This window comes from Streptomyces sp. CHD11 (assembly GCF_018638295.1).
Taxonomy (GTDB): domain Bacteria; phylum Actinomycetota; class Actinomycetes; order Streptomycetales; family Streptomycetaceae; genus Streptomyces.
Genome location: NZ_JABTTS010000010.1, coordinates 131,923 through 155,687 on the forward strand (window position 1 = coordinate 131,923; position 23,765 = coordinate 155,687).

Annotated in this window: 22 protein-coding genes; 17 read left to right on the forward strand and 5 right to left on the reverse strand. The window is 71.9% G+C overall.

What is annotated here, in order from left to right; genetic code table 11:
- Positions 1-17 precede the first annotated feature (17 nt).
- From HTV45_RS13480 to HTV45_RS13535, 12 genes are all read left to right on the forward strand, one after another.
- A complete protein-coding gene (locus tag HTV45_RS13480; RefSeq protein WP_215205975.1) occupies positions 18-1,031 on the forward strand; it encodes a YafY family protein in 1,014 nt (337 codons plus the stop codon).
- A gap of 71 nt (positions 1,032-1,102) precedes the next feature.
- Positions 1,103-1,396 carry a phage terminase large subunit family protein gene (locus tag HTV45_RS13485; protein WP_228967677.1) on the forward strand — a complete coding sequence of 98 codons (294 nt, stop codon included), beginning with the start codon at positions 1,103-1,105 and terminating at the stop codon, positions 1,394-1,396.
- Positions 1,397-1,406: 10 nt separating this feature from the next.
- On the forward strand, positions 1,407-1,601 hold the full coding sequence (locus HTV45_RS13490) for a hypothetical protein (protein WP_215205976.1): 195 nt from the start codon (positions 1,407-1,409) through the stop codon (positions 1,599-1,601).
- 452 nt (positions 1,602-2,053) lie between these two features.
- Complete coding sequence (gene tatA / locus HTV45_RS13495) at positions 2,054-2,338, forward strand: Sec-independent protein translocase subunit TatA (RefSeq protein WP_215205977.1); 285 nt, start codon at positions 2,054-2,056, stop codon at positions 2,336-2,338.
- 49 nt (positions 2,339-2,387) lie between these two features.
- Entirely contained in the window at positions 2,388-3,332 is a 945-nt protein-coding gene (tatC, locus tag HTV45_RS13500; protein WP_215205978.1) for a twin-arginine translocase subunit TatC, read from the forward strand.
- A gap of 31 nt (positions 3,333-3,363) precedes the next feature.
- Positions 3,364-4,254, forward strand: coding sequence for a diacylglycerol kinase (locus tag HTV45_RS13505; RefSeq protein ID WP_215205979.1), 891 nt, complete (start codon positions 3,364-3,366; stop codon positions 4,252-4,254).
- 39 nt (positions 4,255-4,293) lie between these two features.
- Positions 4,294-7,152, forward strand: coding sequence for an RNA helicase (locus HTV45_RS13510; protein ID WP_215205980.1), 2,859 nt, complete (start codon positions 4,294-4,296; stop codon positions 7,150-7,152).
- 405 nt (positions 7,153-7,557) lie between these two features.
- Positions 7,558-9,168 (forward strand): ATP-binding protein, encoded by a 1,611-nt coding sequence (locus HTV45_RS13515; protein WP_215205981.1) that lies wholly within the window; start codon positions 7,558-7,560, stop codon positions 9,166-9,168.
- The gene (locus HTV45_RS13520) at positions 9,165-9,572 is read left to right on the forward strand and encodes a roadblock/LC7 domain-containing protein (RefSeq protein ID WP_215205982.1); all 408 of its coding nucleotides are present in this window, start codon (positions 9,165-9,167) and stop codon (positions 9,570-9,572) included. The genes HTV45_RS13515 and HTV45_RS13520 overlap by 4 nt, the downstream gene beginning before the upstream one ends.
- Positions 9,569-9,979, forward strand: coding sequence for a DUF742 domain-containing protein (locus HTV45_RS13525; protein ID WP_215205983.1), 411 nt, complete (start codon positions 9,569-9,571; stop codon positions 9,977-9,979). Before HTV45_RS13520 ends, HTV45_RS13525 begins: the two co-directional genes overlap by 4 nt.
- Complete coding sequence (locus HTV45_RS13530) at positions 9,960-10,580, forward strand: ATP/GTP-binding protein (RefSeq protein ID WP_215205984.1); 621 nt, start codon at positions 9,960-9,962, stop codon at positions 10,578-10,580. Before HTV45_RS13525 ends, HTV45_RS13530 begins: the two co-directional genes overlap by 20 nt.
- 63 nt (positions 10,581-10,643) lie before the next feature.
- A complete protein-coding gene (locus HTV45_RS13535) occupies positions 10,644-12,176 on the forward strand; it encodes a cytochrome P450 (RefSeq protein ID WP_215205985.1) in 1,533 nt (510 codons plus the stop codon).
- On the opposite strand, the gene HTV45_RS13540 is transcribed toward HTV45_RS13535, so the two are convergent.
- From HTV45_RS13540 to HTV45_RS13555, 4 genes are all read right to left on the reverse strand, one after another.
- Positions 12,170-13,120: an RluA family pseudouridine synthase gene (locus tag HTV45_RS13540; RefSeq protein ID WP_215205986.1), complete on the reverse strand. Its 951-nt coding sequence runs from the start codon at positions 13,118-13,120 to the stop codon at positions 12,170-12,172. The genes HTV45_RS13535 and HTV45_RS13540 overlap by 7 nt on opposite strands.
- A 47-nt stretch (positions 13,121-13,167) precedes the next feature.
- Positions 13,168-13,464: a hypothetical protein gene (locus HTV45_RS13545; protein WP_215205987.1), complete on the reverse strand. Its 297-nt coding sequence runs from the start codon at positions 13,462-13,464 to the stop codon at positions 13,168-13,170.
- A gap of 343 nt (positions 13,465-13,807) precedes the next feature.
- Entirely contained in the window at positions 13,808-14,656 is an 849-nt protein-coding gene (locus HTV45_RS13550) for a siderophore-interacting protein (RefSeq protein WP_215205988.1), read from the reverse strand.
- 93 nt (positions 14,657-14,749) lie between these two features.
- Positions 14,750-15,679, reverse strand: coding sequence for a 5'-3' exonuclease (locus HTV45_RS13555; RefSeq protein ID WP_251692067.1), 930 nt, complete (start codon positions 15,677-15,679; stop codon positions 14,750-14,752).
- 231 nt (positions 15,680-15,910) lie between these two features.
- Between HTV45_RS13555 and HTV45_RS13560 the strand changes: the two genes are divergently transcribed.
- From HTV45_RS13560 to HTV45_RS13580, 5 genes are all read left to right on the forward strand, one after another.
- Positions 15,911-17,002, forward strand: a complete 1,092-nt coding sequence (locus HTV45_RS13560) for a glycine betaine/L-proline ABC transporter ATP-binding protein (protein WP_215205990.1) — start codon at positions 15,911-15,913, stop codon at positions 17,000-17,002.
- Positions 16,995-19,613, forward strand: coding sequence for an ABC transporter permease/substrate binding protein (locus HTV45_RS13565; protein WP_215205991.1), 2,619 nt, complete (start codon positions 16,995-16,997; stop codon positions 19,611-19,613). The genes HTV45_RS13560 and HTV45_RS13565 overlap by 8 nt, the downstream gene beginning before the upstream one ends.
- 372 nt (positions 19,614-19,985) lie before the next feature.
- Positions 19,986-20,567 carry a helix-turn-helix domain-containing protein gene (locus HTV45_RS13570; RefSeq protein ID WP_215205992.1) on the forward strand — a complete coding sequence of 194 codons (582 nt, stop codon included), beginning with the start codon at positions 19,986-19,988 and terminating at the stop codon, positions 20,565-20,567.
- Positions 20,564-21,292, forward strand: coding sequence for a helical backbone metal receptor (locus HTV45_RS13575; RefSeq protein WP_215205993.1), 729 nt, complete (start codon positions 20,564-20,566; stop codon positions 21,290-21,292). Before HTV45_RS13570 ends, HTV45_RS13575 begins: the two co-directional genes overlap by 4 nt.
- A gap of 58 nt (positions 21,293-21,350) precedes the next feature.
- Positions 21,351-22,286 (forward strand): LysR family transcriptional regulator, encoded by a 936-nt coding sequence (locus HTV45_RS13580; RefSeq protein ID WP_215205994.1) that lies wholly within the window; start codon positions 21,351-21,353, stop codon positions 22,284-22,286.
- Between the two features lie 778 nt (positions 22,287-23,064).
- Here HTV45_RS13580 and HTV45_RS13585 read toward each other — a convergent pair.
- A complete protein-coding gene (locus HTV45_RS13585) occupies positions 23,065-23,751 on the reverse strand; it encodes a gamma-glutamyl-gamma-aminobutyrate hydrolase family protein (protein WP_215206187.1) in 687 nt (228 codons plus the stop codon).
- Between the last annotated feature and the right edge of the window lie 14 nt (positions 23,752-23,765).

Genomic DNA, 23,765 nt, shown 5'->3' on the forward strand with positions numbered 1-23,765 from the left:
GGGGAACGGACAACAACGTGGCAGGCAAACCGGTCAGGCCCGTGAACGCCATCGACCAGACCCGGCGGATGCTCTCCCTGGTGACGTATCTGCGCGAGCGCCCCGGAGCCCGGATCGAGGACGTGGCGCGCGCCTTCGGCATCACCGAGGACGAACTGGTCTCCGACCTCGATGTGCTGCCCATGTGCGGCACCAGCTTCCGCGGCGGCGATCTGCTGGACATCGACACCGACGGCGAGCGCATCTGGTGGCACAACCCGGCCGCCCTCGGCGCGGACGCCGCCGAGCCACTGCGGCTCGCGGCCGACGAGGCCACCGCGCTGCTGGTCGCCGCCCGTGCCGTGGCGACCCTGCCCGGTCTGCGCGAGAGCGACCGGCAGGCGCTGCTGCGGGCCACCGCGAAGGTGGAGACGGCGGCGGGGGAGGCGGCGGGCGCCAGTTCCCGGCTGTCGGTGACCTTCGAGTCCGAGGGCGGTGTCTTCGCGGACGTCGACCGCGCCATCGCCGAGCGCCGAAGACTGTGGATCCGCTACTACTCGCCCGCGCGTGACGAGGTCACCGAGCGGGAGATCGATCCCATCCGGCTGGTCAGCGTCGGCCACACCTACGTCGAGGCATGGTGCCGCCGCTCCGAGGCACGCCGCACCTTCAGGCTCGACCGGGTGGCCGAGATCAGGATCCTCGACGAGCCGTCCGCGCCGCCCGAGGTCGAACTGCGGGACCTGTCGGAGGGGCTGGTGCAGCCCGCTGCCGAGGATCCGGAAGTGGTGGTCGAGGTCGCGCCGGGCGGGCGCTGGGTCGCCGAGTACTACCCGCACGACAGCGCGGATGAGCTTGCCGACGGCGGGCTGCGTATCACCCTGCGCACACCCGACCCGGCCTCGCTCAGACGGCTGGCACTGCGGCTCGGCCGCGACGGCCGCATCGTCGAGCCGGCGGAGCTGGCCGACAGTGCCCGGCGGGCCGCCCGGGAGGCGCTGGCGGCGTACGACGGGGGCGGGGCGTACGACGTGGTCGAGGCGGCCGGATGAGTGGCCGCACGCCGGCCGGGCGGACGGCGGCCGGTGCGGGACGGGCAGGACGACAGTCAGGAGCGAGGGCTTTGAGCGAGTCGGCGACCCCTGGGGTGCGGGGCATGACGGCGGCGTCCGCGTTCGCCGGAATGAGAAGCGTGGCCCCGGTGATGTTCCGGGCGGGGTGTCCGGACTGCCGGGAGCGCTTCGAACTCGCCGCGAGTGCGCTGCGACTGGCCATCGGGGCGAGCAGTCGTACGACGTTCTACTCCTTCACCTGCCCGCGGTGCGGGGTCGCCGTGCGCAAGCCGGCGGGGGAGCGGATCGTGGAGCTGCTGACCGGGGGCGGGGTGCGGACGCTGCGGCTGCACTCGACCGTCTAGGCTCGCTCCCATGTTCTGGCCGATGTTCGCGGTTGCCGTGGGGTTCCTGGGTGTGCTCGTGCTCGGGGTGCTCGCCGTCCGGGTCTTCGTCGAGGCGGAGCGGCTGGGGCGGCAGGTCACGGACTCGGCACGGCGGATCAGCCGGGCCGCGGAGGACCTGGAGCGGGCGGCCGGTGGGGCGGCGCGGTCCGCCGAGGCGCTCTGAGGGACGCAGGCCCGCTGCGCGCCTCGGCGGTCGGGTGCGCGGTGGAGCGTGCTCGGGGGCTTGCGGCACCGGTACGGGCCGGGCTGCCGTCGGTCGAGGCGGGGCAGGGGATTGTCGCGCAGCCCGGTGCCCGCGGGGGGCCGTCCCGCTCCCTCCCCGGCCCGCGGGGCGGGTGCCCTGCGTGCCCACCCGTGCCGGGCCCCTGCGGTGCCCTTGGCCGTCGCCGGCGGCGTGCGGGGGCGCTGTGGCCTGTCGGCGCGCGGGGCGTGGAAGGTACGCTGCTGGTCGCGGCGCGGAGAATGAGGCCCGGGTCGCGGACGGGAGTGCGCAAGGGGATTGCCTCACGTTCACCCCCGAGCGTTACGATCGCTGACAGCACACTGGTTCGGACACATGCCCGACCCAGTCGGCCAGCCCCCACCCCAGCAGCCTCGGTGAGAAGGTAAAGACTTATGTTCGGTGGCAAGATCGGCGCACCCGAGATCATTCTCATCCTCGTAGTCGTCATCCTGCTGTTCGGTGCGAAGAAGCTGCCGGACATGGCGCGGTCCCTCGGCAAGTCGGCCCGCATCCTCAAGAGCGAGGCCAAGGCGATGAAGGAGGACAAGTCCTCCGCTCCCGCCGACCCGCCGGCCCCCGGGGAGGAGCCCGCGGCGCAGCGCACCATCCAGGCCGCCCCCGGCGACGTGACCAGCTCCCGCCCGGTGGCGGAGCCGACGGACACGACCAAGCGCTGACGCAGGGCCGGTGCACACACCGGCCCGCCGCACGAGATGGGAACGTGGGTTGCTCAAGTCTGCCCGCAAGGAGGAGAGGGATCCCGAGGGCCGGATGCCCCTCGCGGAGCACCTTCGTGAGCTCCGCAACCGGCTTGCGAAGGCGCTGCTGGCCATCGTCCTGGTGACGGTCGTCGCGGCCTTCTTCTACAACGACATCATCAACTTCTTCACCGACCCGGTGCTCAAGTCGGTCGGCTGCGGCCAGACCTTCGAGGAGTTGTCCCGCTCGACGCGGGACGACACGCAGCCGTGCGCGATGATCACCATCAACGGCCTGCTCACGCCGTTCACGCTGGCGCTGAAGGTCTCCCTCATGGCCGGCATCGTGTTCGCCGCGCCGGTCTGGCTGTACCAGCTGTGGGGCTTCGTCGCCCCCGGTCTGCACCGCCACGAGAAGAAGTACGCCTACGCGTTCGTCGCCACCGGCTTCCCGCTCTTCCTCGGCGGCGCCTACTTCGCGTACCGGGTGCTGCCGACCACCGCCAAGGTGCTCATCGATTTCACGCCCGGCAACGTCGACAACCTGCTGCCGCTGGACGACCTGCTCGACCTCGTCACGCGCATGGTGGTCGTCTTCGGGCTCTCCTTCGAGCTGCCGCTGCTGCTGATCATGCTCAACTTCACCGGGGCGCTGACCGGCAAGCGGATGCTCGGCTGGTGGCGCGGCATGATCATGGGCATCACGCTGTTCGCGGCCATCGCCACACCGAGCACCGACCCGCTGACGATGATCGCGCTCGCCGGACCGATCTGGATCCTGTACTTCGGGGCGGTCGCCGTGGCCCTGCTGAACGACCGCCGCAGGCGCCGCATCGAGGCCATGGGGCCCGCCGACGACGAGGCGTCCGAGCTGGACCTGACCCCGGAGGACGTCGACCCGGCGGAACCGGTGGCCACCCTGCCCGAGCAGACGACCAAGGACCGGGTCAACGGTTATGACGACGTGACCTGAGGACCGGCTCGCAGCTCATAGGGTCATCCCCGTGACCAGCGAGATCACCCTCTTCGTCAACCCCACCGCGGGCCGCGGCCGGGGCGCCCGCGCGGCGCTGCCGGCCGCTGCCGCGCTGCGGGAGGCCGGCTTCTCGGTGCGGACCGTCGCCGGCGACGACCCCCGGGACGCCCTGGACAGGGCGCGCACCGCGATCGCTGAGGGCACCGGCGCGCTGATCGCCGTGGGCGGTGACGGGATGGCGAACCTCGCCCTGCAGGCCGTCGTCGGGACCGGCACCCCGTTCGGCCTGGTCGCCGCCGGAACCGGCAACGACTTCGCCCGCGCGCTCGGCATGCCGCTGCGGGAGCCGGCCGCGGCCGGCCGGATGATCGCCGACGCCCTCAGGTGCGGCCGGGTCCGTGACATCGATCTCGGCCGGATCGGGGAGCGCTGGTTCGGAGCCGTGCTCGCCTCCGGCTTCGACTCCCGGGTGAACGACCGCGGCAACCGGATGCGACTGCCGCTCGGGCGGCTCAGGTACGACGTCGCGATGGTCGCAGAACTGGCCGCCTTCCGGCCGCTGCCGTACCGGATCACCCTGGACGGCGGTGAGGTCCGCGAGGTCGAGGCGACCCTGGTGGCCGTCGGGAACGGACCGTCGTACGGCGGCGGGATGCGGATATGCCCCGGAGCGGATCTCACCGACGGGCTGTTCGACATCACGGTGGTGGGCGAGTGCAGCCGGGCCACGCTGCTGCGGGTGTTCCCGCGGGTCTACCGGGGCACCCACGTCGACCACCCCGCGATCACCGTGCTGCGCGCGGCGAGCGTCGGGCTGGAGGCCGGGGACGTCACCGGTTACGCGGACGGGGAGCCGGTGGGGCCGCTGCCGCTGACCGCGCGGTGCGTGCCGGGTGCCCTGCGGGTCGTCGGCCCCTGATCCGGCGGGCCCCGCCGCCCGCGGGGCGGGTTCCCGATAATGATCGTCCTGTTGTCGGCGCGGCCCGGTACGCTCGAAAGCACGATGACAGACGATCTCTCACCGGCCGAGCGGTACGCGGCGGCACGCAGGCGCGCTGCCGAGCAGGCCACGGCGCTCGCCACCTTCCGCGAGATGTACGACTTCGGCCTCGACCCCTTCCAGATCGAGGCCTGTCAGGCACTCGAGGCAGGGAAGGGGGTGCTGGTCGCCGCGCCCACCGGCTCCGGCAAGACGATCGTGGGCGAGTTCGCCGTCCACCTCGCCCTCGAGCAGGGCATGAAGTGCTTCTACACCACCCCCATCAAGGCGCTGTCGAACCAGAAGTACGCCGACCTGTGCCGTCGCTACGGCACGGAGAAGGTGGGTCTGCTCACCGGCGACAACAGCGTCAACTCCGACGCCCCGGTGGTCGTGATGACCACCGAGGTGCTGCGGAACATGCTGTACGCCGGATCGCAGACGCTCCTCGGCCTCGGTTACGTGGTGATGGACGAGGTGCACTACCTCTCCGACCGCTTCCGCGGCGCCGTCTGGGAGGAAGTGATCATCCACCTCCCCGAGTCGGTGACCCTGGTCTCCCTCTCGGCGACGGTGTCGAACGCGGAGGAGTTCGGCGACTGGCTGGACACCGTCCGCGGTGACACGCAGGTGATCGTCTCCGAGCACCGGCCCGTGCCACTGTTCCAGCACGTGCTCGCCGGACGCCGGATGTACGACCTGTTCGAGGAGGGCGAGGGCCGCAGGAGGGCCGTCAACCCCGACCTGACGCGCATGGCGCGCCTGGAGGCGAGCCGCCCGTCCTGGGGCGACCGCAAGCGTGGGCGGGGCAGCGTGCGCGAGGCCGACCGGGAGCGCGAGCGCAGGCAGCGCTCGCGGGTGTGGATCCCGAGCCGGCCCGAGGTCATCGAGCGGCTGGACGCCGAGGGTCTGCTGCCGGCCATCACCTTCATCTTCAGCCGCGCCGCCTGCGAGGCGGCCGTCCAGCAGTGCCTGTACGCGGGCCTGCGGCTCAACGACGACGAGGCGCGGGCGCGGGTCCGCTCCCTGGTGGAGGAGCGCACGTCCTCCATCCCGCGCGAGGACCTGCACGTCCTGGGCTACTACGAGTGGCTGGAGGGCCTGGAGCGCGGCATCGCGGCCCATCACGCGGGCATGCTGCCGACCTTCAAGGAGGTCGTGGAGGAGCTGTTCGTGCGCGGGCTGGTGAAGGCCGTGTTCGCCACGGAGACGCTCGCCCTCGGCATCAACATGCCCGCCCGTTCGGTGGTGCTGGAGAAGCTCGTCAAGTGGAACGGCGAGCAGCACGCCGACATCACCCCCGGCGAGTACACCCAGCTGACCGGCCGGGCGGGCCGGCGCGGCATCGACGTCGAGGGCCACGCGGTCGTGCTGTGGCAGCGCGCCATGAACCCCGACCACCTGGCGGGACTGGCCGGCACCCGCACGTATCCGCTGCGCTCCAGCTTCAAGCCGTCGTACAACATGGCGGTCAACCTGGTCGAGCAGTTCGGGCGGCACCGCTCGCGTGAGCTCCTCGAGACCTCCTTCGCGCAGTTCCAGGCGGACAAGTCGGTCGTGGGCATCTCGCGCCAGGTGCAGCGCAACGAGGAGGGGCTCGAGGGCTACAAGGCCTCCATGACCTGTCACCTCGGCGACTTCGAGGAGTACGCGCGGCTGCGCCGCGAACTGAAGGACCGGGAGACCGAACTGGCCCGGCAGGGCGCGGCGCACCGGCGGGCGGAGGCCGCCGTCGCGCTGGAGAAGCTCAGACCCGGTGACATCATCCACGTACCCACCGGCAAGTACGCGGGGCTGGCGCTGGTGCTCGAGCCGGGGCTGCCCGCCGGCCGCGCGGGCGGGCACCGGGGCGTGGAGTACCACGACGGTCCGCGTCCGCTGGTGCTGACCGCGGAGCGGCAGGTCAAGCGGCTGGCGTCGGTCGACTTCCCGGTGCCGGTGGAGGCGCTGGAGCGGATGCGGATCCCCAAGTCCTTCAACGCGCGCTCCCCCCAGTCCCGCCGGGACTTGGCCTCCGCGCTGCGCACCAAGGCCGGGCACATCGCTCCGGAGCGGCACCGCAAGAAGCGTGCCCAGGCCGCGGACGACCGGGAGATCGCGCGGCTGCGCAAGGAGCTGAGGGCGCATCCGTGTCACGGCTGTCAGGACCGCGAGGACCACGCCCGCTGGGCCGAGCGCTACCACCGGCTGCTGCGTGACACCTCGCAGCTGGAGCGCCGCATCGAGGGCCGGACGAACACCATCGCCCGCACCTTCGACCGGATCGTCGCGCTGCTGACCGAGATGGACTATCTGCGCGGCGACGAGGTCACGGAGCACGGCAAGCGGCTGGCCCGGCTGTACGGCGAACTCGACCTGCTGGCCAGCGAGTGTCTGCGCGAGGGCGTCTGGGAGGGGCTCGGCCCCGCCGAACTCGCCGCCTGCGTCTCGGCGTTGGTGTACGAGGCCCGGGTCGCCGACGACGCGATGGCGCCCAAGCTGCCGTCGGGCAGGGCCAAGGCGGCGCTCGGCGAGATGGTCCGCATCTGGGGGCGGCTGGACGCCCTGGAGGAGGACTTCAGGATCAGCCAGACCGAGGGCGTGGGCCAGCGCGAGCCCGACCTGGGCTTCGCCTGGGCCGCCTACATGTGGGCGTCGGGTACGGGCCTCGACGAGGTGCTGCGCGAGGCGGAGATGCCGGCAGGTGACTTCGTGCGCTGGTGCAAGCAGGTCATCGACGTGCTCGGCCAGATCTCGGCCGCGGCCCCGGCCGTCGAGGGCTCGACGGTCGCCAGGAACGCCCGCAAGGCGGTCGACAGTCTGCTGCGCGGCGTGGTCGCCTACTCCTCGGTGGGCTGACCGGGCTCCGACCCCGATGGCCCTCCCCCCGATGGCCCTCCCCGGCCCGGCGCGCCCCGTGCGCGCCGGGCCGGTGCGTTTCCCGCCCCTGGACCGACCGCATCATCGGCCCCGTCCGGGGGCAGGATCAGGTGGCCCGGACGGCCGTCCTCACCCGTGACGGTGAGTGGTTCTCGCACGTCCGCACGGAGTGACACGCTGTGTTCGAATGGCGGCGGAGTGTGTAAATTCCCTGAGCGTACTCCTGCCTCAGAGGTCATTTCCGGCACTTGCTGAATATGACATGGCGATGATCCCGTCGGACTAAGCTCGCCCGCAGCGCACCCAGTTGATATGAATTCGTGCGCTTGTTCCCCTATGTGCACGTTCCCCCGGTCATCAGTCGATTCGCTTCAGAGGGCTCACATGGCGAGTGTCCAACTTCCTTATGCACGCGTGCTGTTGCTGCCGGCCATAGTGATGGCCGCGGCGACCGGGGCCGCTGTCGCCCTGGTGGCGGAGCCCGCCCGGACCGCGGTCGGGGTGTGCGGCGCAGTCGCGACCCTCCTGGTGGCCGCCGCCGCGGCCGAGGCGGTGCGCCGCGGCCGGCAACTGCGCGAGGCCCGGACCGAGTACGACCGTCACCGTGCGTATCTGGAGGCGCGGATCGCCGCCCACGACACGGAGACGCAGTACTTCACCCAGCAGGTCGTCCCCGCGTCGCTCGACTACCTGCACAGCGGCAACGACCCCGACGAGGTGATGCGCGGCCTGCCACACCTCAACCCGGCCTGGCGCGACCTGCCGAAGTACCAGACCGAACTGCTCAGGACGATGCTGAAGATCATCGACGACGAGGAGAACCTGCGTGACTCCTCGCAGCGCTCCTTCGTCAGCATCGCCCGCCGCGTCCAGGCGATCGTCCACCAGCAGGCCAAGGAACTCCGCGAGATGGAGGAGGACCACGGCCGCAACCCCGAGGTCTTCGACGACCTGCTGCGCATCGACCACGGCACCGCGCTGATCGGCCGCCTCGCCGACTCCATCTCCGTCCTCGGCGGCGGCCGCCCCGGCCGCCAGTGGCCCCAGCCCGTCGCGCTCTACAGCGTGCTGCGCGGCGCCATGTCCCGCATCCTCGAGTACCGCCGCATCGACCTGAAGTCGATCGCCAAGATCAACATCAAGGGCATCTACGTCGAGCCGGTCATCCACGCCGCCGCCGAACTCCTCGACAACGCCACCCGCTACTCGCCGCCGACCTCCAAGGTGAGCGTCACCGCCACGGAGGTGCAGACCGGCGTCGCCATCGAGATCGAGGACGCCGGGGTCAGCCTCGACGAGCAGGCCCGCGCCCGCATCGAAGGCATCCTGGAGGAGGCCCAGCGAGGTGTCGACCTCCAGGAGATCGGCGCCAACCCGCGTCTCGGCCTCGCCGTCGTCGGCCGGCTCTGCACCGCGTTCAGCATGCAGGTCTCCCTGCGCGCCTCCGCGTACGGCGGGGTCCGCGCCGTACTCATCGTGCCGAGCGAGATGATCACCGACCAGCCCGGAGTGGGTCTCGCCCACGGTATCGGGGCCACCGCCGTGCCCCGCCCGGTCGACGCCCTTCCCGGCCCGGAGCGTGCCCCCAAGCGGCGCCGCCCCACCAGCCCCCGCATCCCCGACACGGTGCCGATGGACGACGAGGTCCCCGAGGTCACCGAGTGGACCGCCGGCGGTCTGCCGCAGCGCCGCAGCCGGGTGAAGACGCCGCTGGCCCAGCGCTACGCCGAGCAGGCGGCCGCCGAGCGCGCCGAGCGGGAGGCCAAGGAGCGGGGCGAGGAGTACCACGACATCTGGGCCACACCCGAGCCCGAGAAGAAGAAGCAGAACGACCGCGAACCCGGGCTGTGGGTCGACGCCTTCTGGGACGGCCTGAAGAAGGACCTTGACCCGGGGGTCCACCCCACCGACTTCACCCGGAACCCGACCGCCTACCTGCATCTCATCAACGAACCGGCCCGCACCGAGGCCGATGACGAGGGGAACCCCAAGTGATCCAGCAGCGAGCCAACTTCGACTGGATGCTCAAGGAGCTCGCCGACGGTGTACCCGGCGTCGAGATGATCGTGGTGCTCTCCGCCGACGGCCTGCGCATCGCCCGCTACGGCGGTGAGCCGGACGCCGCCGACCGGGTCGCCGCGGCCTGCGCGGGCGTGCAGAGCCTCGCCGGGGCCGTCGCCCAGGAACTCCCGCACGGCGACGGCCAGATGAAAATGGTGCTCATCGAGATCAACGAGGGCTACTTCTACCTCATGGCGGCCGGCGCCAACGCCTATCTCGCGGTGCTCTCCGACATGACCTGTGAACCCGGCCGCATGGGCGGCATGATGCGCGACCTCGTCGTCCGCATCGGCGCCCATCTGACCAGTCCGCCGCGACGGAACGGGCAGACCGTATGACTCCTCCGAAACGCCAGAGGCGCTCCCCCCAGGACGGCCCCCCTCCGCAAGGGGCCGCACCGGCCGGGAAGAAGGGTCCGGGCGGCAACCCCGAGCGGCTGTACGTGGTCACCGGCCCGGACGGTGACCGGGCGGACATCGACCTGGTGACGCTGATCGTGGCCCGCTCCCCGGACCCCCCGCCCTCCGCCACCCCCGAGCAGGCGGCACTGCTCCGGCTCTGTGTCGCCCCCCTGTCCGTGGCCGAACTGTCGGCCTACCTCAGCCTGCCGTTCAGCGTGGTGACCGTGCTGCTCACCGAGATGCTGGCGGCGGAACTGGTCCAGGCGCGCTCGTCGATCGTCCGCAAGGCGCTCCCCGACCGTTCCCTTCTCGAAGCGGTGATGCATGGACTACAAAGGCTCTGAGACCATCCCGGGACCCCGGGCCGAGGATCAGTTGCCGCATACGGCCGAGGCCGCGGTGAAGATCGTCGTCGTGGGCGGATTCGGAGTCGGCAAGACGACCATGGTCGGCTCGGTCAGCGAGATCAGGCCGCTGACCACCGAGGAGACCATGACGCAGGCCGGCGTCGGGGTCGACGACAACTTCGGCTCCGCGTCCAAGACGGCCACCACCGTCGCCATGGACTTCGGACGCATCAAGATCACGGACCAGCTGGTGCTGTACCTCTTCGGCACCCCCGGCCAGGAGCGGTTCTGGTTCCTGTGGAACGGACTGTTCGAGGGGGCGCTCGGCGCGGTCGTCCTGGTCGACACCCGCCGCCTCGAAGTCAGCTTCGACGTCATGGGACGCCTCGAGGAACGCGGCGTACCGTTCGTCGTCGCCGTCAACTCCTTCCCGGACGGCCCGCGTTACGCCATCTCCGATCTGCGGTCCGCCCTCGACCTGTCCGAGCAGATCCCCATCGTGGAGTGCGATGTGCGGCGCCGCGCCTCCAGCCGTGACGTCCTGATGACCCTGATGCGGTTCCTGCACTCGCTCGCCATGACGGGCTCGCTCACCTGACCGCCGGATCCACCCCCCATTTCCCGGACCAGACACCTGTTCCCCCCTCTCGGAGCGACCACTGTGACGCCTGAACCCCCTTCCCTGACGGGAGACTCCCCGGCCGGCACGGACGGCCCCCGGCCCGGACCGCCGCCCGGCTGCCCCGCACACGACCCGGGCCCCGGCGGGCTGCAGCGGCTGCACGAGTCGAAGGACCTGCGCAAGCTGTACGAGGAGCTGCGGGCCGAACACGGCCCGGTGGCGCCCGTGCTGATCCACGACGACGTACCGATGTGGGTGGTCCTCGGACACACCGAGAGCCAGCAACTGGTGCGCACCCCGGCGCAGTACTGCAAGGACAGCCGCATCTGGTCCCCGCTCAACGAGGGCCTGGTCAAGCCCGACCACCCGCTGATGCCGCACATCGCCTGGCAGCCGATGTGCGCCCACGCCGAGGGCGACGAGCACCTGCGGCTGCGCGGCGCCATCGACGCCGCGGTGGCGGCCACCGACTTCCGCGGTCTGCGCCGGCACGTCAACCGCAGCGTCCAGCGGGTCGTCAACCGGTTCTGCGAGGCGGGCGAGGCCGACCTCGTCGGCCAGTACGCCGAGCATCTGCCGATGGCCGTGATGTGCCATGTCCTGGGCATGCCCGACGAGTACAACGACCGGATCGTCGAGGCCGCCCGTGACATGCTCCGGGGCACCGAGACCGCCATCGCCAGCAACGCGTACATCATGGGAGCCCTGCAACGCCTCACCGTACGCCGCCGTGCCGAGCCCCTCGGCGATTTCGCGGGCCACCTCGTCTCCCACCCCGCCGGACTGACCGACGAGGAGGTCGGCCAGCACCTCCGTGTGGTGCTGATCGCCGCCTACGAGGCCACCGCCAACCTCCTCGCCAACGTCCTGCGCCAGGTGCTGATCGACCCGCGCTTCCGCTCCCAGCTCAACGGCGGCCAGATGACCGTGCCCCAGGCGGTGGAACAACTGCTCTGGGACGAGCCGCCGTTCAGCACGATCTTCGCCTACTTCGCCAAGCAGGACACGGAGCTCGGCGGCCGGCGCATCCGCAAGGGCGACGGACTGCTGTTCGCACCCGCGCCGGCCAACGTCGACCCCCGGGTACGCCCCGACCCCACCGCCGACATGATGGGCAACCGCTCGCACCTTGCCTTCGGCGGCGGTCCGCACGAGTGCCCCGGTCAGGACATCGGCCGCACCATCGCCGAAGTCGGCGTCGACGCTCTGCTCATGCGGCTGCCGGACGTCGAACTGCGCGTCGACGAGGAGGAGCTGTACTTCACCGAGTCCATCGCCTCGCGGCATCTCGTCGAACTGCCCGTGTACTTCACGCCCCGGCCGCAGCAGGACGAGACGCAGCGGCCGAGCCACGAGAACGAGGCGCCCGTGCAGCGGGACTGGCACATCGGCGGCGGGGGCCGGGCGAAGACCGCGGCGGCGTCCGCACCGCAGGCCGTACCGCAAGCCGCACCGCAGGCCGAGCCGCCCGTGCCCGTGCCCGTGCCGCCGCCTCCGCCGGAGCCGCTGACGGAACCCGCCCCGCCGCGGAACGCGTGGCAGCGACTGCTGCGCTGGTGGCGCGGCTACTGAGCGGCCGCCCACTCCTCGTACGAGGCCCAGGCCGCGAGCACCCGGCCGCTGGTGAAACGGTGCTCGACGCCCGTCACCGGGTCGGTGAACTCCAGTTTCCGCGCCAGCAGTTGCAGCGGACGCCGGAAGTCACCGGCCGGTACGGGGCCGGTCACCACGGGATACAGGGGATCGCCGAGGATCGGTACACCGAGGACGTTCATATGGACCCGCAGCTGATGGGTCTGCCCGGTGCCGGGCACCAGCCGGTACCGGCCCAGACCGTCCGGGCGGTGTTCGGCGAGCTCCACCCGGGTCACCGCGTTGGGCTCGCCCTCGACCTCCTCGGCGGTCAGGACCCCGCGCTCCTTCACGATCCTGCTGCGCAGCGTCCGGGGCAGTTCCAGCGCCGGGTCGTGGCGGGCGACGGCCTCGTACTCCTTGCGCACCAGACGGTCGCGGAACAGCGTCTGGTAGGCGCCGCGCTCCGCGGGCCGCACCGTGAACAGCGTCAGTCCCGCGGTGAGCCGGTCGAGGCGGTGCGCGGCGCTCAGCTCCGGGACGCCCAGCTCACGGCGGAGCCGGGCGAGCGCCGTCTGGGTGATGTGGCCGCCGCGCGGGGTGGTGGCCAGGAAGTGCGGCTTGTCGACGACGACGATGTGCTCGTCCCGGTGGACGACCTCCAGCGGGAACGGCACCGGGACCTCGTCGGGCGGCTCCCGGTGGAACCAGAGGAACATCCCGGGCGCGTACGGTGTGTCCGCCGGCACCGCCCGCCCGTCCGCCCCGACGATCGAACCGGCGGCGAACATCCCGTCGACCACTCCGGCGCCGGCCGCCAGCCGCCCCACCAGATGCTCCCGCACCGTGGCCCACTGCCCCCCGGCGGGCAGCCGGACCCGCACGGCGTCCACACCGTCGCGCTGCGGCAGGGGAGGGGGCGGCACCGCCCGTCTGCGTCTCACACCGAGCAAGCGTACGGGCGCCCCGCGAGCACGGGCCGCCCGGTGTGCTACCCGCCCGGAGTGCCCGGCTGCGGCGGCTTCCCGTGGCGGACCGCTTGGGTCAGCTCCGCCTCGATCTCGTGCCGCGCTCTGCCCTCGGCGCGGGCGTAGCCGGTCACCGCGACGCGGACGTCCCGGGCGAGGTCGCGCCACGCCCGCCAGGCCGTCTCCCACGTCGCCCGCTGGTGCGCGCTCCAGTGGGCGCGGGCGCGTGGATCGTAGGTGTCCCGCAGTTGCCGTACCCGGTCGTGTGCCTCGTCCGCCGCGCGCTGCTTGGCCACGAGTTCGTCGAAGGTGTGTGCCACGGGCCCGGATCCTGGGGCAGCGCGTGGCCCCGAAGAGCACGCCACGCCGCCGCGCCCGGGGCGAGGAGCGACGGTTCACCCGACCGGCCCGCCATCGGCTCCCGAGACGCTCCGCTCGGTACGGGCCGCACACGTTCGCGCGGGCGGACGCGGGCGTGCCGGGCCCCCGCTCGCGGCTCGGCCCGAGCGGGCGAGCCGCGAGCGCCGCAGGGGCGCGCAAGGGCTCTGGGGCGCGGTGGGCCTCCGGGGCACGGATCCGAGTCACGGAACCGAGTCCGGAGGCACTCCCGGGCCCGGACCCGCGCTGAGGACGGACGCACCGGACCGGCGCCCGGCCACCGGTTCAGGCGGTGGGGTCCGCCGCGCCTTCCTGCTCCGCCTCGATGCGGGCGTTCCAGTCGCGCTTGGAAGCCTGCCAGCCGTCCTCGTTGTGGCCGAGCCGCCAGTACCCGGAGATCGACAGGTCCTCGCGCCGCACGCCGCGCTCCACCCGCAGCAGCTTCCGCAGCTCCTTCACGAAGTGCGCCTCACCATGGACGAAGGCGTGCACCCGGCCCTCGGGGAAGTCCAGGTTCCGTACGGCCTCCACCAGTGCCTCGCCGACGCGACGGTCACCGCGGTGCAGCCAGCGCACCTCCACGTCGGAGTCGATCTTCTGCTCCTCCTCGGGGCCACTGATCTCCACGAAGGCGAACGCCCTGGCACCCCTGGGCAGCGCCTCCAGCGAGCGGGCGATCGCCGGCAGCGCGCTCTCGTCACCGGCGAGCAGATGCCAGTCGGCGCCCGGGTCCGGGGCGTAGGCGCCGCCGGGGCCGTTGAACCGTACGGTCTCGCCCGGCCGGACGCTGGTCGCCCAGGGGCCGGCCAGTCCCTGGCCCCCGTGGACGACGAAATCCAGGGTCAGCTCGTGGTGCTCCGCGTCCCAGTGGCGCACGGTGTACGTCCGGGTCACCGGCCACTGGTCGCGCGGGAACTCCTCGCGGATGCGCTGGAGGTCGAAGGGCTCCGGGTAGGTGGCCCCCGCGGCCGGGAACAGCAGTTTCACGTAGTGATCGGTGCAGGTGCCCACGGAGAGGCCGGCGAGGCCCTCGCCGCCGAGCACCACGCGCTGCATGTGCGGGGTCAGCCGCTCGGTGCGGACGACCTCGGCGGTGTGCGGCGTGCGTGGTGCGCGGCCCGGTCGCTCTGCCATGAGGTGCCTCCCAGCCTTCACAGTTAGGGTTACCTAAGTTAGCACCTCGGGCTCGGAGCCGGGGGCGAGTCGCCGGCCGGGCCGTGCCCGCGGCTACGACGACAGCGTCGTCAGCAGCCGCTGCAGGGAGCCGCTCAACCCCCAGCGGGCGGCCAGGGACTCCACCCCGGCCGGGTCCCGCGGCGTCCGCGGCAGCGCCGTGTCGACGTCCGGCAGCGGGACGTCGTCCGCCACCCGGACCACCTGGGGAGCGACCGCGAGGTACGGCCGTGCCAGATCCAGGCGCTGACGCTGCGTCGGTGTGAGCTTGGCCCGCGGATCGTCCACGGCCGCCAGGATTCCGGCCAGATCGCCGAACTCGGCCAGCAGTTTGGCGGCTGTCTTCTCCCCGACGCCCGGTACGCCCGGCAGCCCGTCGCTCGGATCACCGCGCAGCAGCGCCAGATCCGCGTACCCCTTGCCGTCCACCCCATACTTCTCGCGCAGCGTGGCCTCCTCGGTGATCTGGAGAGTGCCCACGCCCTTCAGGGGATACAGCACGCGCACCCCCCGCGCGTCGTCCACCAGCTGGTAGAGATCGCGGTCACCGGTGACGATGTCGACCGGTCCGCTCGCCCGGGCGGTGAACGTACCGATCACGTCGTCCGCCTCGTACCCGGCGACCCCCACGCGCGCGATGCCCACCGCGTCGAGCACCGACCCGATGACCGGCACCTGCGGGGACAGTGTGTCGGGCACCTCCTCCTCGTCCGGGCCCTCCGCCCGCTCCTCGGCGACCCGGTGTGCCTTGTAGGAGGGGATGAGGTCCACCCGCCACTGCGGGCGCCAGTCGGCGTCCATACAGGCCACCAGGCGGTCCGGCCGGTGGTCCTTGACCAGGCGGTCGATGAAGTCGAGCAGCCCGCGCACGGCGTTCACCGGCGAACCGTCCGGGGCTCGGACGGAGTCGGGGACGCCGAAGTAGGCGCGAAAGTAGAGGGAGGCAGTGTCGAGGAGCATCAGTTGTCCGGTCACGTCCCGCATCATGCCGCACCCCGCCGACACCGCCCCGGAGGAAGCGGCACGGTGCGTCCTGCGCAACGGGTTGCGTGCTGCGCCACACCTGTGAGGCGGAGCACGAACGTGTTTGCCCCGGGCGAAACCGGGGAGGTGCGCGCCCGGAGCGATGCCGGTTACGGATTCAACTTTTGTGGGCAGCGTGAGCCGCCCGCCGGGCATCGCTTCCGTCATTTGCCGTCGAGACAAGAGGTACACGTGTCAGCCAGGCTTGAGGCCGAGCATCTGTACAAGGTGTTCGGCAGACGACCGGACAAGGCGGTCGAAAGACTGCGCCACAAGAAGGCAGACCGGGAGGAATTGCGCGCCGACGGTGTCACCGCGGCCGTCATCGACGCCTCGTTCACGGTGGAGCCGGGCGAGATCTTCGTCGTCATGGGCCTGTCGGGCTCGGGCAAATCCACCCTGCTGCGGATGCTGAACGGCCTGCTGGAGCCGACCGCCGGACATGTGCGCTGCGACGGGCAGGACCTCACCGCCCTGTCCGACCGGGAACTGCGCCAGGTCCGCTCGAAGAAGATCAGCATGGTCTTCCAGCACTTCGCGCTGTTCCCGCACCGCAGCGTCCGCGACAACGCTGCCTACGGTCTTGAAGTGCAGGGCGTGCCCCGCGCCGAGCGCGCTCGCCGCGCCGACGAGGCGCTCGCCCTGTGCGGCCTGGCCGGCTGGGAGAAGTCGTGGCCCGACGAGCTGTCCGGCGGCATGCAGCAGCGCGTGGGCCTGGCCCGCGCGCTCGCCACCGACGCCGACCTGCTGCTGATGGACGAGTCCTTCAGCGCCCTCGACCCGCTGATCCGCCGCGACATGCAGGACCAGCTGATCGAACTGCAGAAGAAGCTGAAGAAGACGATCGTCTTCATCACCCACGACCTCAACGAGGCCATGCGTCTGGGTGACCGCATCGCGATGATGCGGGACGGCCGCATCGAGCAGATCGGCACCGCCCAGGACATCCTGATCCGGCCCGCCAACGACTACGTCGCCTCCTTCACCCAGGATGTCGACCGCTCCCGTGTGCTCACCGCCGGGTCCGTGATGGACACCGAGGTGCGAGGTGACGAGGCCGACTGCGGCTGTGAGACCGCGGAGCCCGGGACGCCGTTCACCGATCTGTGCGCGATCAGCGCCCGCGTACCGCACCCCGTGGCGGTGCTGGGCGCCGAGGACGCGGTCGTCGGCGTCGTGCCCCGCCGGCGTCTCGTCGGTTTTCTCGGTGACGAGGAGTCCGCCCCCGGGGTGTGCGACACCCCACGGGACAAGGGCGGGGAGAAGGTGATGGCCCGTGCCTAGGATTCCGCTCGGCGACTGGGTCAACAGCACCGTCGACTGGCTGCTCGCCAACGTCACCTGGCTGTTCGACTTCTTCAAGGCCGTCTTCACCGGCGCCTACGACGGTGTCAACGCCGTCCTCCAGGCGCCCGAGCCGCTGATCCTCTGCGGCATTTTCGCGGTGATCGCGTTTTGGCTGCGCGGCACCGTCGCCGGTGTCCTGTCCTTCGTGGGCTTCGCCTTCCTCGACTCCATGGAGTTGTGGGAGGACTCGATGGTGACGCTGGCGCTGGTCATCGTCGCCACCGTCATCGCGCTGGTGATCGCCGTGCCCGTGGGCATCTGGGCGGCCCGCTCGGACCGGGTCAGCGCCGTCGTGCGGCCGGTCCTGGACTTCATGCAGACGCTGCCCGCGATGATCTACCTCATCCCGGCGATCCTGTTCTTCGGAACCGGGTCCGCCCCGGGCATCGTCGCCACCCTGATCTTCGCGCTCGCCCCCGGCGTGCGCATGACCGAGCTGGGCATCCGCCAGGTCGACAAGGACCTGGTCGAGGCCGCCGAGGCGTTCGGCACCAGCCCCCGCGACACCCTGCTGCGCGTCCAGCTCCCGCTGGCGCTGCCCACGGTGATGGCGGGCGTCAACCAGGTCATCATGCTCGGCCTGTCCATGGCCGCGATCGCCGGCATGGTCGGCACCGGCGGCCTCGGCGGCGCCGTCATCGAGGCCATCGGCCAGCTGAACATCGGCCTCGGCGCCGAGTCCGGTCTCGCCATCGTCATCCTGGCGATCTACCTGGACCGGATGACCAGCGCCCTGGGCACCCATGTCTCCCCGCTCGGCCGGCGCGCCGCAGCCAAGGCACACGCCGCCCAGAACCTGAAGATCTGGTCCTACCGGCCCCGTCCGCAGGTCGCCGTGATCGGTATCGTCGTCCTCGCGCTGGTCGCGGGCGGCATGGGCCTGTTCGGCGGCGCGTCCGACTCCGACACCACCGCCGGTGACGCGAAGAACGTCGGCGCCGGCAAGAAGATCAGCATCGGCTACATCCCCTGGGACGAGGGCGTCGCCTCCACGTTCCTGTGGAAGGAGATCCTCGAACAGCGCGGATTCGAGGTCGAGGCGAAGCAGTTCGAGGCCGGACCGCTCTACACCGCACTCGCGCAGGGCAACATCGACTTCCAGACCGACGCCTGGCTGCCCACCACGCACGCGGCCTACTGGGAGAAGTACGGCGAGCGGCTCGACGACCTCGGCACCTGGTACGAGGAGACGACGCTGGAGCTGAGCGTCCCCGCGTACATGGAGGACATCGACTCGCTGGAGGACCTGAAGGGCAAGGCGTCCACCTTCGGCGGCGAGATCACCGGCATCGAGTCCAGCGCCGGAATGATGGGCCTGCTGAAGGACAAGGTGCTGGGCGACTACGGCCTGGACAAGGAGTACAAGGTCGTCGACAGCTCCACGCCGGCGATGCTGGCCGAGCTCAAGCGGGCCTACAGCAAGAAGGAACCGGTAGTCGTCACGCTCTGGTCGCCGCACTGGGCCTACAGCGACTACGACCTGAAGAAGCTGAAGGACCCCAAGGGCTCCTGGGGCGAGGGCGACGGTGTGCACCTGGTCTCCCGCAAGGGCTTCGCCGGTGACCACCCGGTCGTCGGGAAGTGGCTGGAGGACTTCTCCATGACGGAGGAGCAGCTCACCAGCCTGGAGGCCGAGATCAACAAGGCGGGCAAGGGCAACCAGCAGACCGCCGTCCGCGCCTGGCTCGAGGACAACCCGGACGTCGTCGACAAGCTGGCCCCGGTCGCGGCCGGCTCCGGTGACACCCCCGCGGAGGCGAAGCGGACGCTGGACGTGGCGTGGTTCCCCTGGGAAGAGGACGTCGCCATCACCTACCTGTGGAAGAACGTCCTGGAGCGGCGCGGCTACAAGCTGAACCTCCAGCAGATGGAGGTCGGCCCGGTCTACACCGGCCTCGCCTCCGGGGACATCGACCTCAACTTCGACGCCTGGCTGCCGCACTCGCAGAAGAACTTCTACGAGCCGAACAAGGACAAGCTCACCGACCTCGGCACGTGGTACGAACCGGTCTCCCTGGAGCTCTCCGTTCCGTCCTACGTCAAGGACGTCAAGTCGCTCGCGGATCTCAAGGGCAAGGCCGACCTGTTCGACGGGCGGATCGTCGGCATCGAGCCGGGCACCGGCCAGATGGACCTCCTCAAGAACAAGGTCCTGCCGGCCTACGGCCTGGACAAGGAGTACAAGGTCGTCGACGGCTCCTCGCCGGCGATGCTGGCCGAGCTCAAGCGGGCCTACTCCAAGAAGGAGCCCATCGCGGTCACGCTCTGGTCGCCGCACTGGACGTACAGCGAGTACGAGCTGACCAAGCTCGAGGACCCGAAGCGCGCCTGGGGTGCCGAGAACACCATCCACACCATCGCGAGCAAGAAGTTCCCCGAGCAGTACCCGCAGCTCACGAAGTGGATCAAGGGGTTCACGATGAGCGAGGACGAGCTCGGCACCCTGGAGAAGGAGATCAAGGACCGCGGGCAGGGCAAGGAGGAGGAGGCCGTGGCCGCGTGGCTCGAGGAGCACCCGGACCTGGTGGAGCGGATGACTCCGCGGTAGCCGGTCACCTGGCGCAGGACAGCCCCCGAGGCCACTGGCCGCGGGGGCTGTCGGCGTGCCGGGGGCTGTCCGGATGACGCGGCGAACACGAGCGGGTTTCGGACAACTGCGGAGAGTGAGGCTCTCCCTGAACCTTCTCCGGCCTTCCCCGTGACCTTCCGTCCGGCAGGGGGAACAATGGCGGGAACGGCCCTTTTCGCCGACGCGGTGCACCGCGGCGACCGCCCGATCGCTGGCGTGAACCGTGGCGTCGGGGCCCGGCGGGCGGGACGGCGACGTGACAGGCGCCTGAAACGGTTCGCCGAACATGCGTAGGGTGCAGAGAACTCGGCAGTCGGACACGGGACGAGCGGTGAGGAGGGAGCCGGAGCGATGGGCGACCACAAAGAACAGCCTCTGCGGGTCGGCGCGGCCGTGCGCCGCCGCCGCCGCGCACTGGACCTCACCCTCGCCGTCGTGGCCGAGCGCAGCGGCCTGTCGGTCCCGTTCCTGAGCCAGATCGAGAACGAGCGGGCCCGCCCCAGCCCGACCTCCCTGGAGAAGGTCGCCGACGCCCTGCGCACCACAGCGGTGGAACTCCTCGCCGCCGCCGACCCGGCGTGCAGCGTCGATGTCGTCCGCGCCGAGGGCACCGAGGTCCGAGCCGAGCCCCGAGTCGAGCCCCGTGCGCGCTCCCTGGTGCGCGGTCACCATCAGATGCACGCCTCCGAGTTCACCGGCGACCACGACGCGGGCCGTGAACTCCAGTACCGGAACGACCAGTTGATGTACGTCGCGGACGGTGCCGTGGAGATCGAGGCGGAGGGCCGCGCGTACCGCCTCGGCCGGGGCGACACCCTGTACCTGACCGGAGGCGTGCGGCACCGCTGGCGGGCCACGGTCGCGGAGACCCGGCTGCTGGTCGTCGCGGTCGCCGAGGACATCGAGGCGCTGCGGGACAAGCCCCGCCGATGAGCCCCGCCCGGATCGTCTCCCTCGTGCCCTCGCTGACCGAAGCCGTGGCGCACTCCACTCCCGGCGCCCTCGTCGGCGCCACCGACTGGTGCACACATCCGGCCGGGCTGGACGTCGTACGGGTCGGCGGTACCAAGAACCCGAGGACGGACCGGATCGCCGCCCTCGCCCCCGACCTGGTGATCGCCAACGAGGAGGAGAACCGCGAGCCCGATCTGGCGGCCCTGCGGGCGGCGGGTCTCGACGTGCTGGTGACGGAGGTACGGACGCTGCCGGGGGCGTTCAGGGAACTGGACCGGGTGCTCACCGCGTGCGGAGTGACGGCACGGCCCCGGTGGCTGGACGAGGCCGAGGCCGCGTGGGAGGCGCTGCCCGGGGCGGCGGAGCGCCGGACGGCGGTCGTGCCCGTCTGGCGGCGCCCGTGGATGGTGCTGGGCCGCGACACCTTCGCCGGCGACCTGCTGTCCCGCCTCGGCGTCGACCAGCTGTACGCCGGCCATCCCGAGCGCTATCCCCGCATCCCGCTCGACGAGCTGCGCGCGGCCCGACCGGATCTCGTCGTCCTGCCCGACGAGCCGTACCGGTTCACCCCCGACGACGGTCCGGAGGCTTTCCCGGGGCTGCCCTGCGCGCTGGTCGGCGGCCGGCACCTCACCTGGTACGGACCGTCCCTGGCCGAGGCGCCCGCGGTGCTGGACCGGGCCCTGCGCGCGGCGCGCGGCTGACCGGTCCGCGCGGGGTGCGGCAGGGAGGCCGCCCGGAACGGCGGCATAAGCTGGCCTTATGAGCATGACGGAGGACCACGGCGGCGACCGCCCCCCGAGCGCCGGACCGCTGGCCCACCGGGTGCCGGACCTGGGGGCACTGGAGCTGCTGCTGGCGGTGGCGCGACTGGGGAGCCTGGGCGGCGCGGCACGCGAACTGGGCATCACCCAGCCCGCGGCGAGCAGCCGCGTCCGGTCGATGGAGCGGCAGCTCGGGGTGGCCCTGGTGGACCGCTCGCCGAGGGGATCGCGGCTGACCGACGCGGGGGCGCTGGTCACCGACTGGGCGGGGCGGATCGTGGAGGCGGCGGAGGCGTTCGACGCGGGTGCGCAGGCGCTCAGGGACCGCAGGGACTCACGGCTGCGGGTGGCGGCGAGCATGACGATCGCCGAGTATCTGCTGCCGGGCTGGCTGCTCGCGCTGCGCGCGGAGCGCCCGGACACGGCGGTGTCACTGCTCGCGGGGAACTCGGCGGCGGTGGCGGAGCGGCTTGTGTCGGGGGAGGCGGATGTCGGGTTCGTGGAGGGGCTGACGGTGCCGGCGGGGCTGGATTCCGTGGTGATCGCCCATGACCGGCTGATCGTCGTGACGGCGCCGTCGCATGTGTGGGCACGCCGGCGGCGGCCGCTCCCGGCCGGGGAGCTGGCGGCGACCCCGCTGATCCTGCGGGAGGAGGGCTCGGGGACACGGCAGGTACTCGACGCCGCGCTGGGCGGACTGGCACGTCCGCTGATCGAGTTGTCCTCGACCACCGCGGTGAAGGCGGCGGTGGTGGGCGGGGCGGGGCCCGCGGTGCTGAGTGAGCTGGCGGTGGGGGAGGAGCTGGCGCTGCGGCGGCTGGTACGGATCCCGGTGGACGGAGTGGCGTTGACACGGGACCTGCGGGCGGTCTGGCGAACGGGCCCCCCACCCGCCGGCCCGGCCCGCGACCTGCTCTCCCTGACCCGGGCCTGACCGCCCGTCGCCGGTCTGAGCGCCTGCCTGCCCCGGGTCCGAGGGCGGGTTGGGGTTGAGTGCCTGCGTCTGTCGCGGGTTTGAGTGTCTGTCCCGGGTCCGAGGGCGGGTTGGGGTTGAGTGCCTGTGTCTGTCGCGGGTTTGAGTGTCTGCCCCGGGTCCGAGGGCACGTCTGGGTCGAGTGCCTGCGCCCGCCTCGGGTTCGAGCGTCTGCCCTGGCCGAGAGTGCCCCGGGCCTGAGCGCCCGCACCGAGCTCCCTGTATCGCCCCGCCCGACAGCATCGGCGTCCCCACGCCGCCCGCGGTCCTCTCGAGTTCCGTCTGTCCCGGCCGCCCGTCGGCGCCGCCCTGTCGGGCTTGGCTGATCCGGCCGCCGCGCGCCACGCCTTGTCGGGCCTCGCGTGTCCCGGCCGCCCGCCGCCTTCTCGGGCAGCGCATGATCCCGTCGCCCGCCGCCTTCTCGGGCAGCGCATGATCCCGCCGCCCGCCGCCTTCTCGGGCAGCGCATGATCCCGCCGCCCGCCGCCCTCTCAGGCTCCGCCTGTCCCGGCCGTCCGCCTGTCCCGGCCGCGCCGGTTCCGCTCGTCTGCGCGGGCAGTCGTGCCTCCCCAGTGCCTCAAAGACCCGGGAGGTGCCCCCAGGGCCATGGGGTCCCCCCCCGCTCGAGCGAAGCCGAGAGTGGGGGAGGGGGGCGCGACGGCACCCCGCCTCGCGCCGGGCCGCGCACACCCCCGGCCCGCACCGGCTCCGGCCACCCGGACCGGGGGACCGACGACGGTCACTGCGTGGCCGAGACGACCAGCGCCCGCATCACACGCAGGTCCGCCGCCATCTCGGGGTGCCATTGGACGCCCAGCGTCCAGACCCCGGAGGGGAGCTCGATGGCCTCGATGGTGCCGTCCGCCGCGTAGGCCGAGGGGACGAGCCCGTCCCCCAGTCGGTCCACCGCCTGGTGGTGGTAGGCCGGCACGGACGTCTCCTCCGGGACGGCGGCCGCGTACCGCGTGCCCGGGACCGGCTTGACCGGGTGCCGGCCGAAGGTGCCCGGTGCCTCCGCGTGGCCGTCGATGTGCTGGACGAGCGTGCCGCCCAGGGCGACGTTCAGCAGTTGCATGCCCCGGCAGATGCCCAGCAGCGGTACCCCGCCGTCCAGCGCGGCCCCGATCAGGGCCAGTTCCCACGCGTCCCGCGCCCGGGCGGGCGGCCCGGTGCGCGGGCCGGGATCGGCCCCGTACCGGACCGGCTCCACGTCCGGGCCGCCCGCGATCACCAGACCGTCGAGCCGGGCCACCATCTCCGCAGCGTGCTCCGGCACGTCCGGCGGCAGCATCGCGACCAGTCCGCCCGCCCGCCGCACCAGCCGCGGATAGCCGGCCGGCAGCAGCGCGGCGTCCAGCCGCCACACGCCCCAGCGCACACCGGGCTCCTCGTACGTACTGATGCCGATGAGTGGCCCGGCCGGCACGTCGGACACCCCCT

Excerpts from the sequence above, each read along its gene's own strand:
- tatA (WP_215205977.1), top strand. The coding sequence starts at position 2,054 with ATGTTCGGTGGCAAGATCGGCGCACCCGAGATCATTCTCATCCTCGTA.
- HTV45_RS13555 (WP_251692067.1), bottom strand. The coding sequence starts at position 15,679 with ATGCGGGACGTGACCGGACAACTGATGCTCCTCGACACTGCCTCCCTC.
- HTV45_RS13490 (WP_215205976.1), top strand. The coding sequence starts at position 1,407 with ATGTTCTGGCCGATGTTCGCGGTTGCCGTGGGGTTCCTGGGTGTGCTC.
- HTV45_RS13510 (WP_215205980.1), top strand. The coding sequence starts at position 4,294 with ATGATCGTCCTGTTGTCGGCGCGGCCCGGTACGCTCGAAAGCACGATG.
- HTV45_RS13525 (WP_215205983.1), top strand. The coding sequence starts at position 9,569 with ATGACTCCTCCGAAACGCCAGAGGCGCTCCCCCCAGGACGGCCCCCCT.
- HTV45_RS13530 (WP_215205984.1), top strand. The coding sequence starts at position 9,960 with ATGGACTACAAAGGCTCTGAGACCATCCCGGGACCCCGGGCCGAGGAT.
- HTV45_RS13570 (WP_215205992.1), top strand. The coding sequence starts at position 19,986 with ATGGGCGACCACAAAGAACAGCCTCTGCGGGTCGGCGCGGCCGTGCGC.
- HTV45_RS13580 (WP_215205994.1), top strand. The coding sequence starts at position 21,351 with ATGAGCATGACGGAGGACCACGGCGGCGACCGCCCCCCGAGCGCCGGA.
- HTV45_RS13550 (WP_215205988.1), bottom strand. The coding sequence starts at position 14,656 with ATGGCAGAGCGACCGGGCCGCGCACCACGCACGCCGCACACCGCCGAG.
- HTV45_RS13515 (WP_215205981.1), top strand. The coding sequence starts at position 7,558 with ATGGCGAGTGTCCAACTTCCTTATGCACGCGTGCTGTTGCTGCCGGCC.
- HTV45_RS13575 (WP_215205993.1), top strand. The coding sequence starts at position 20,564 with ATGAGCCCCGCCCGGATCGTCTCCCTCGTGCCCTCGCTGACCGAAGCC.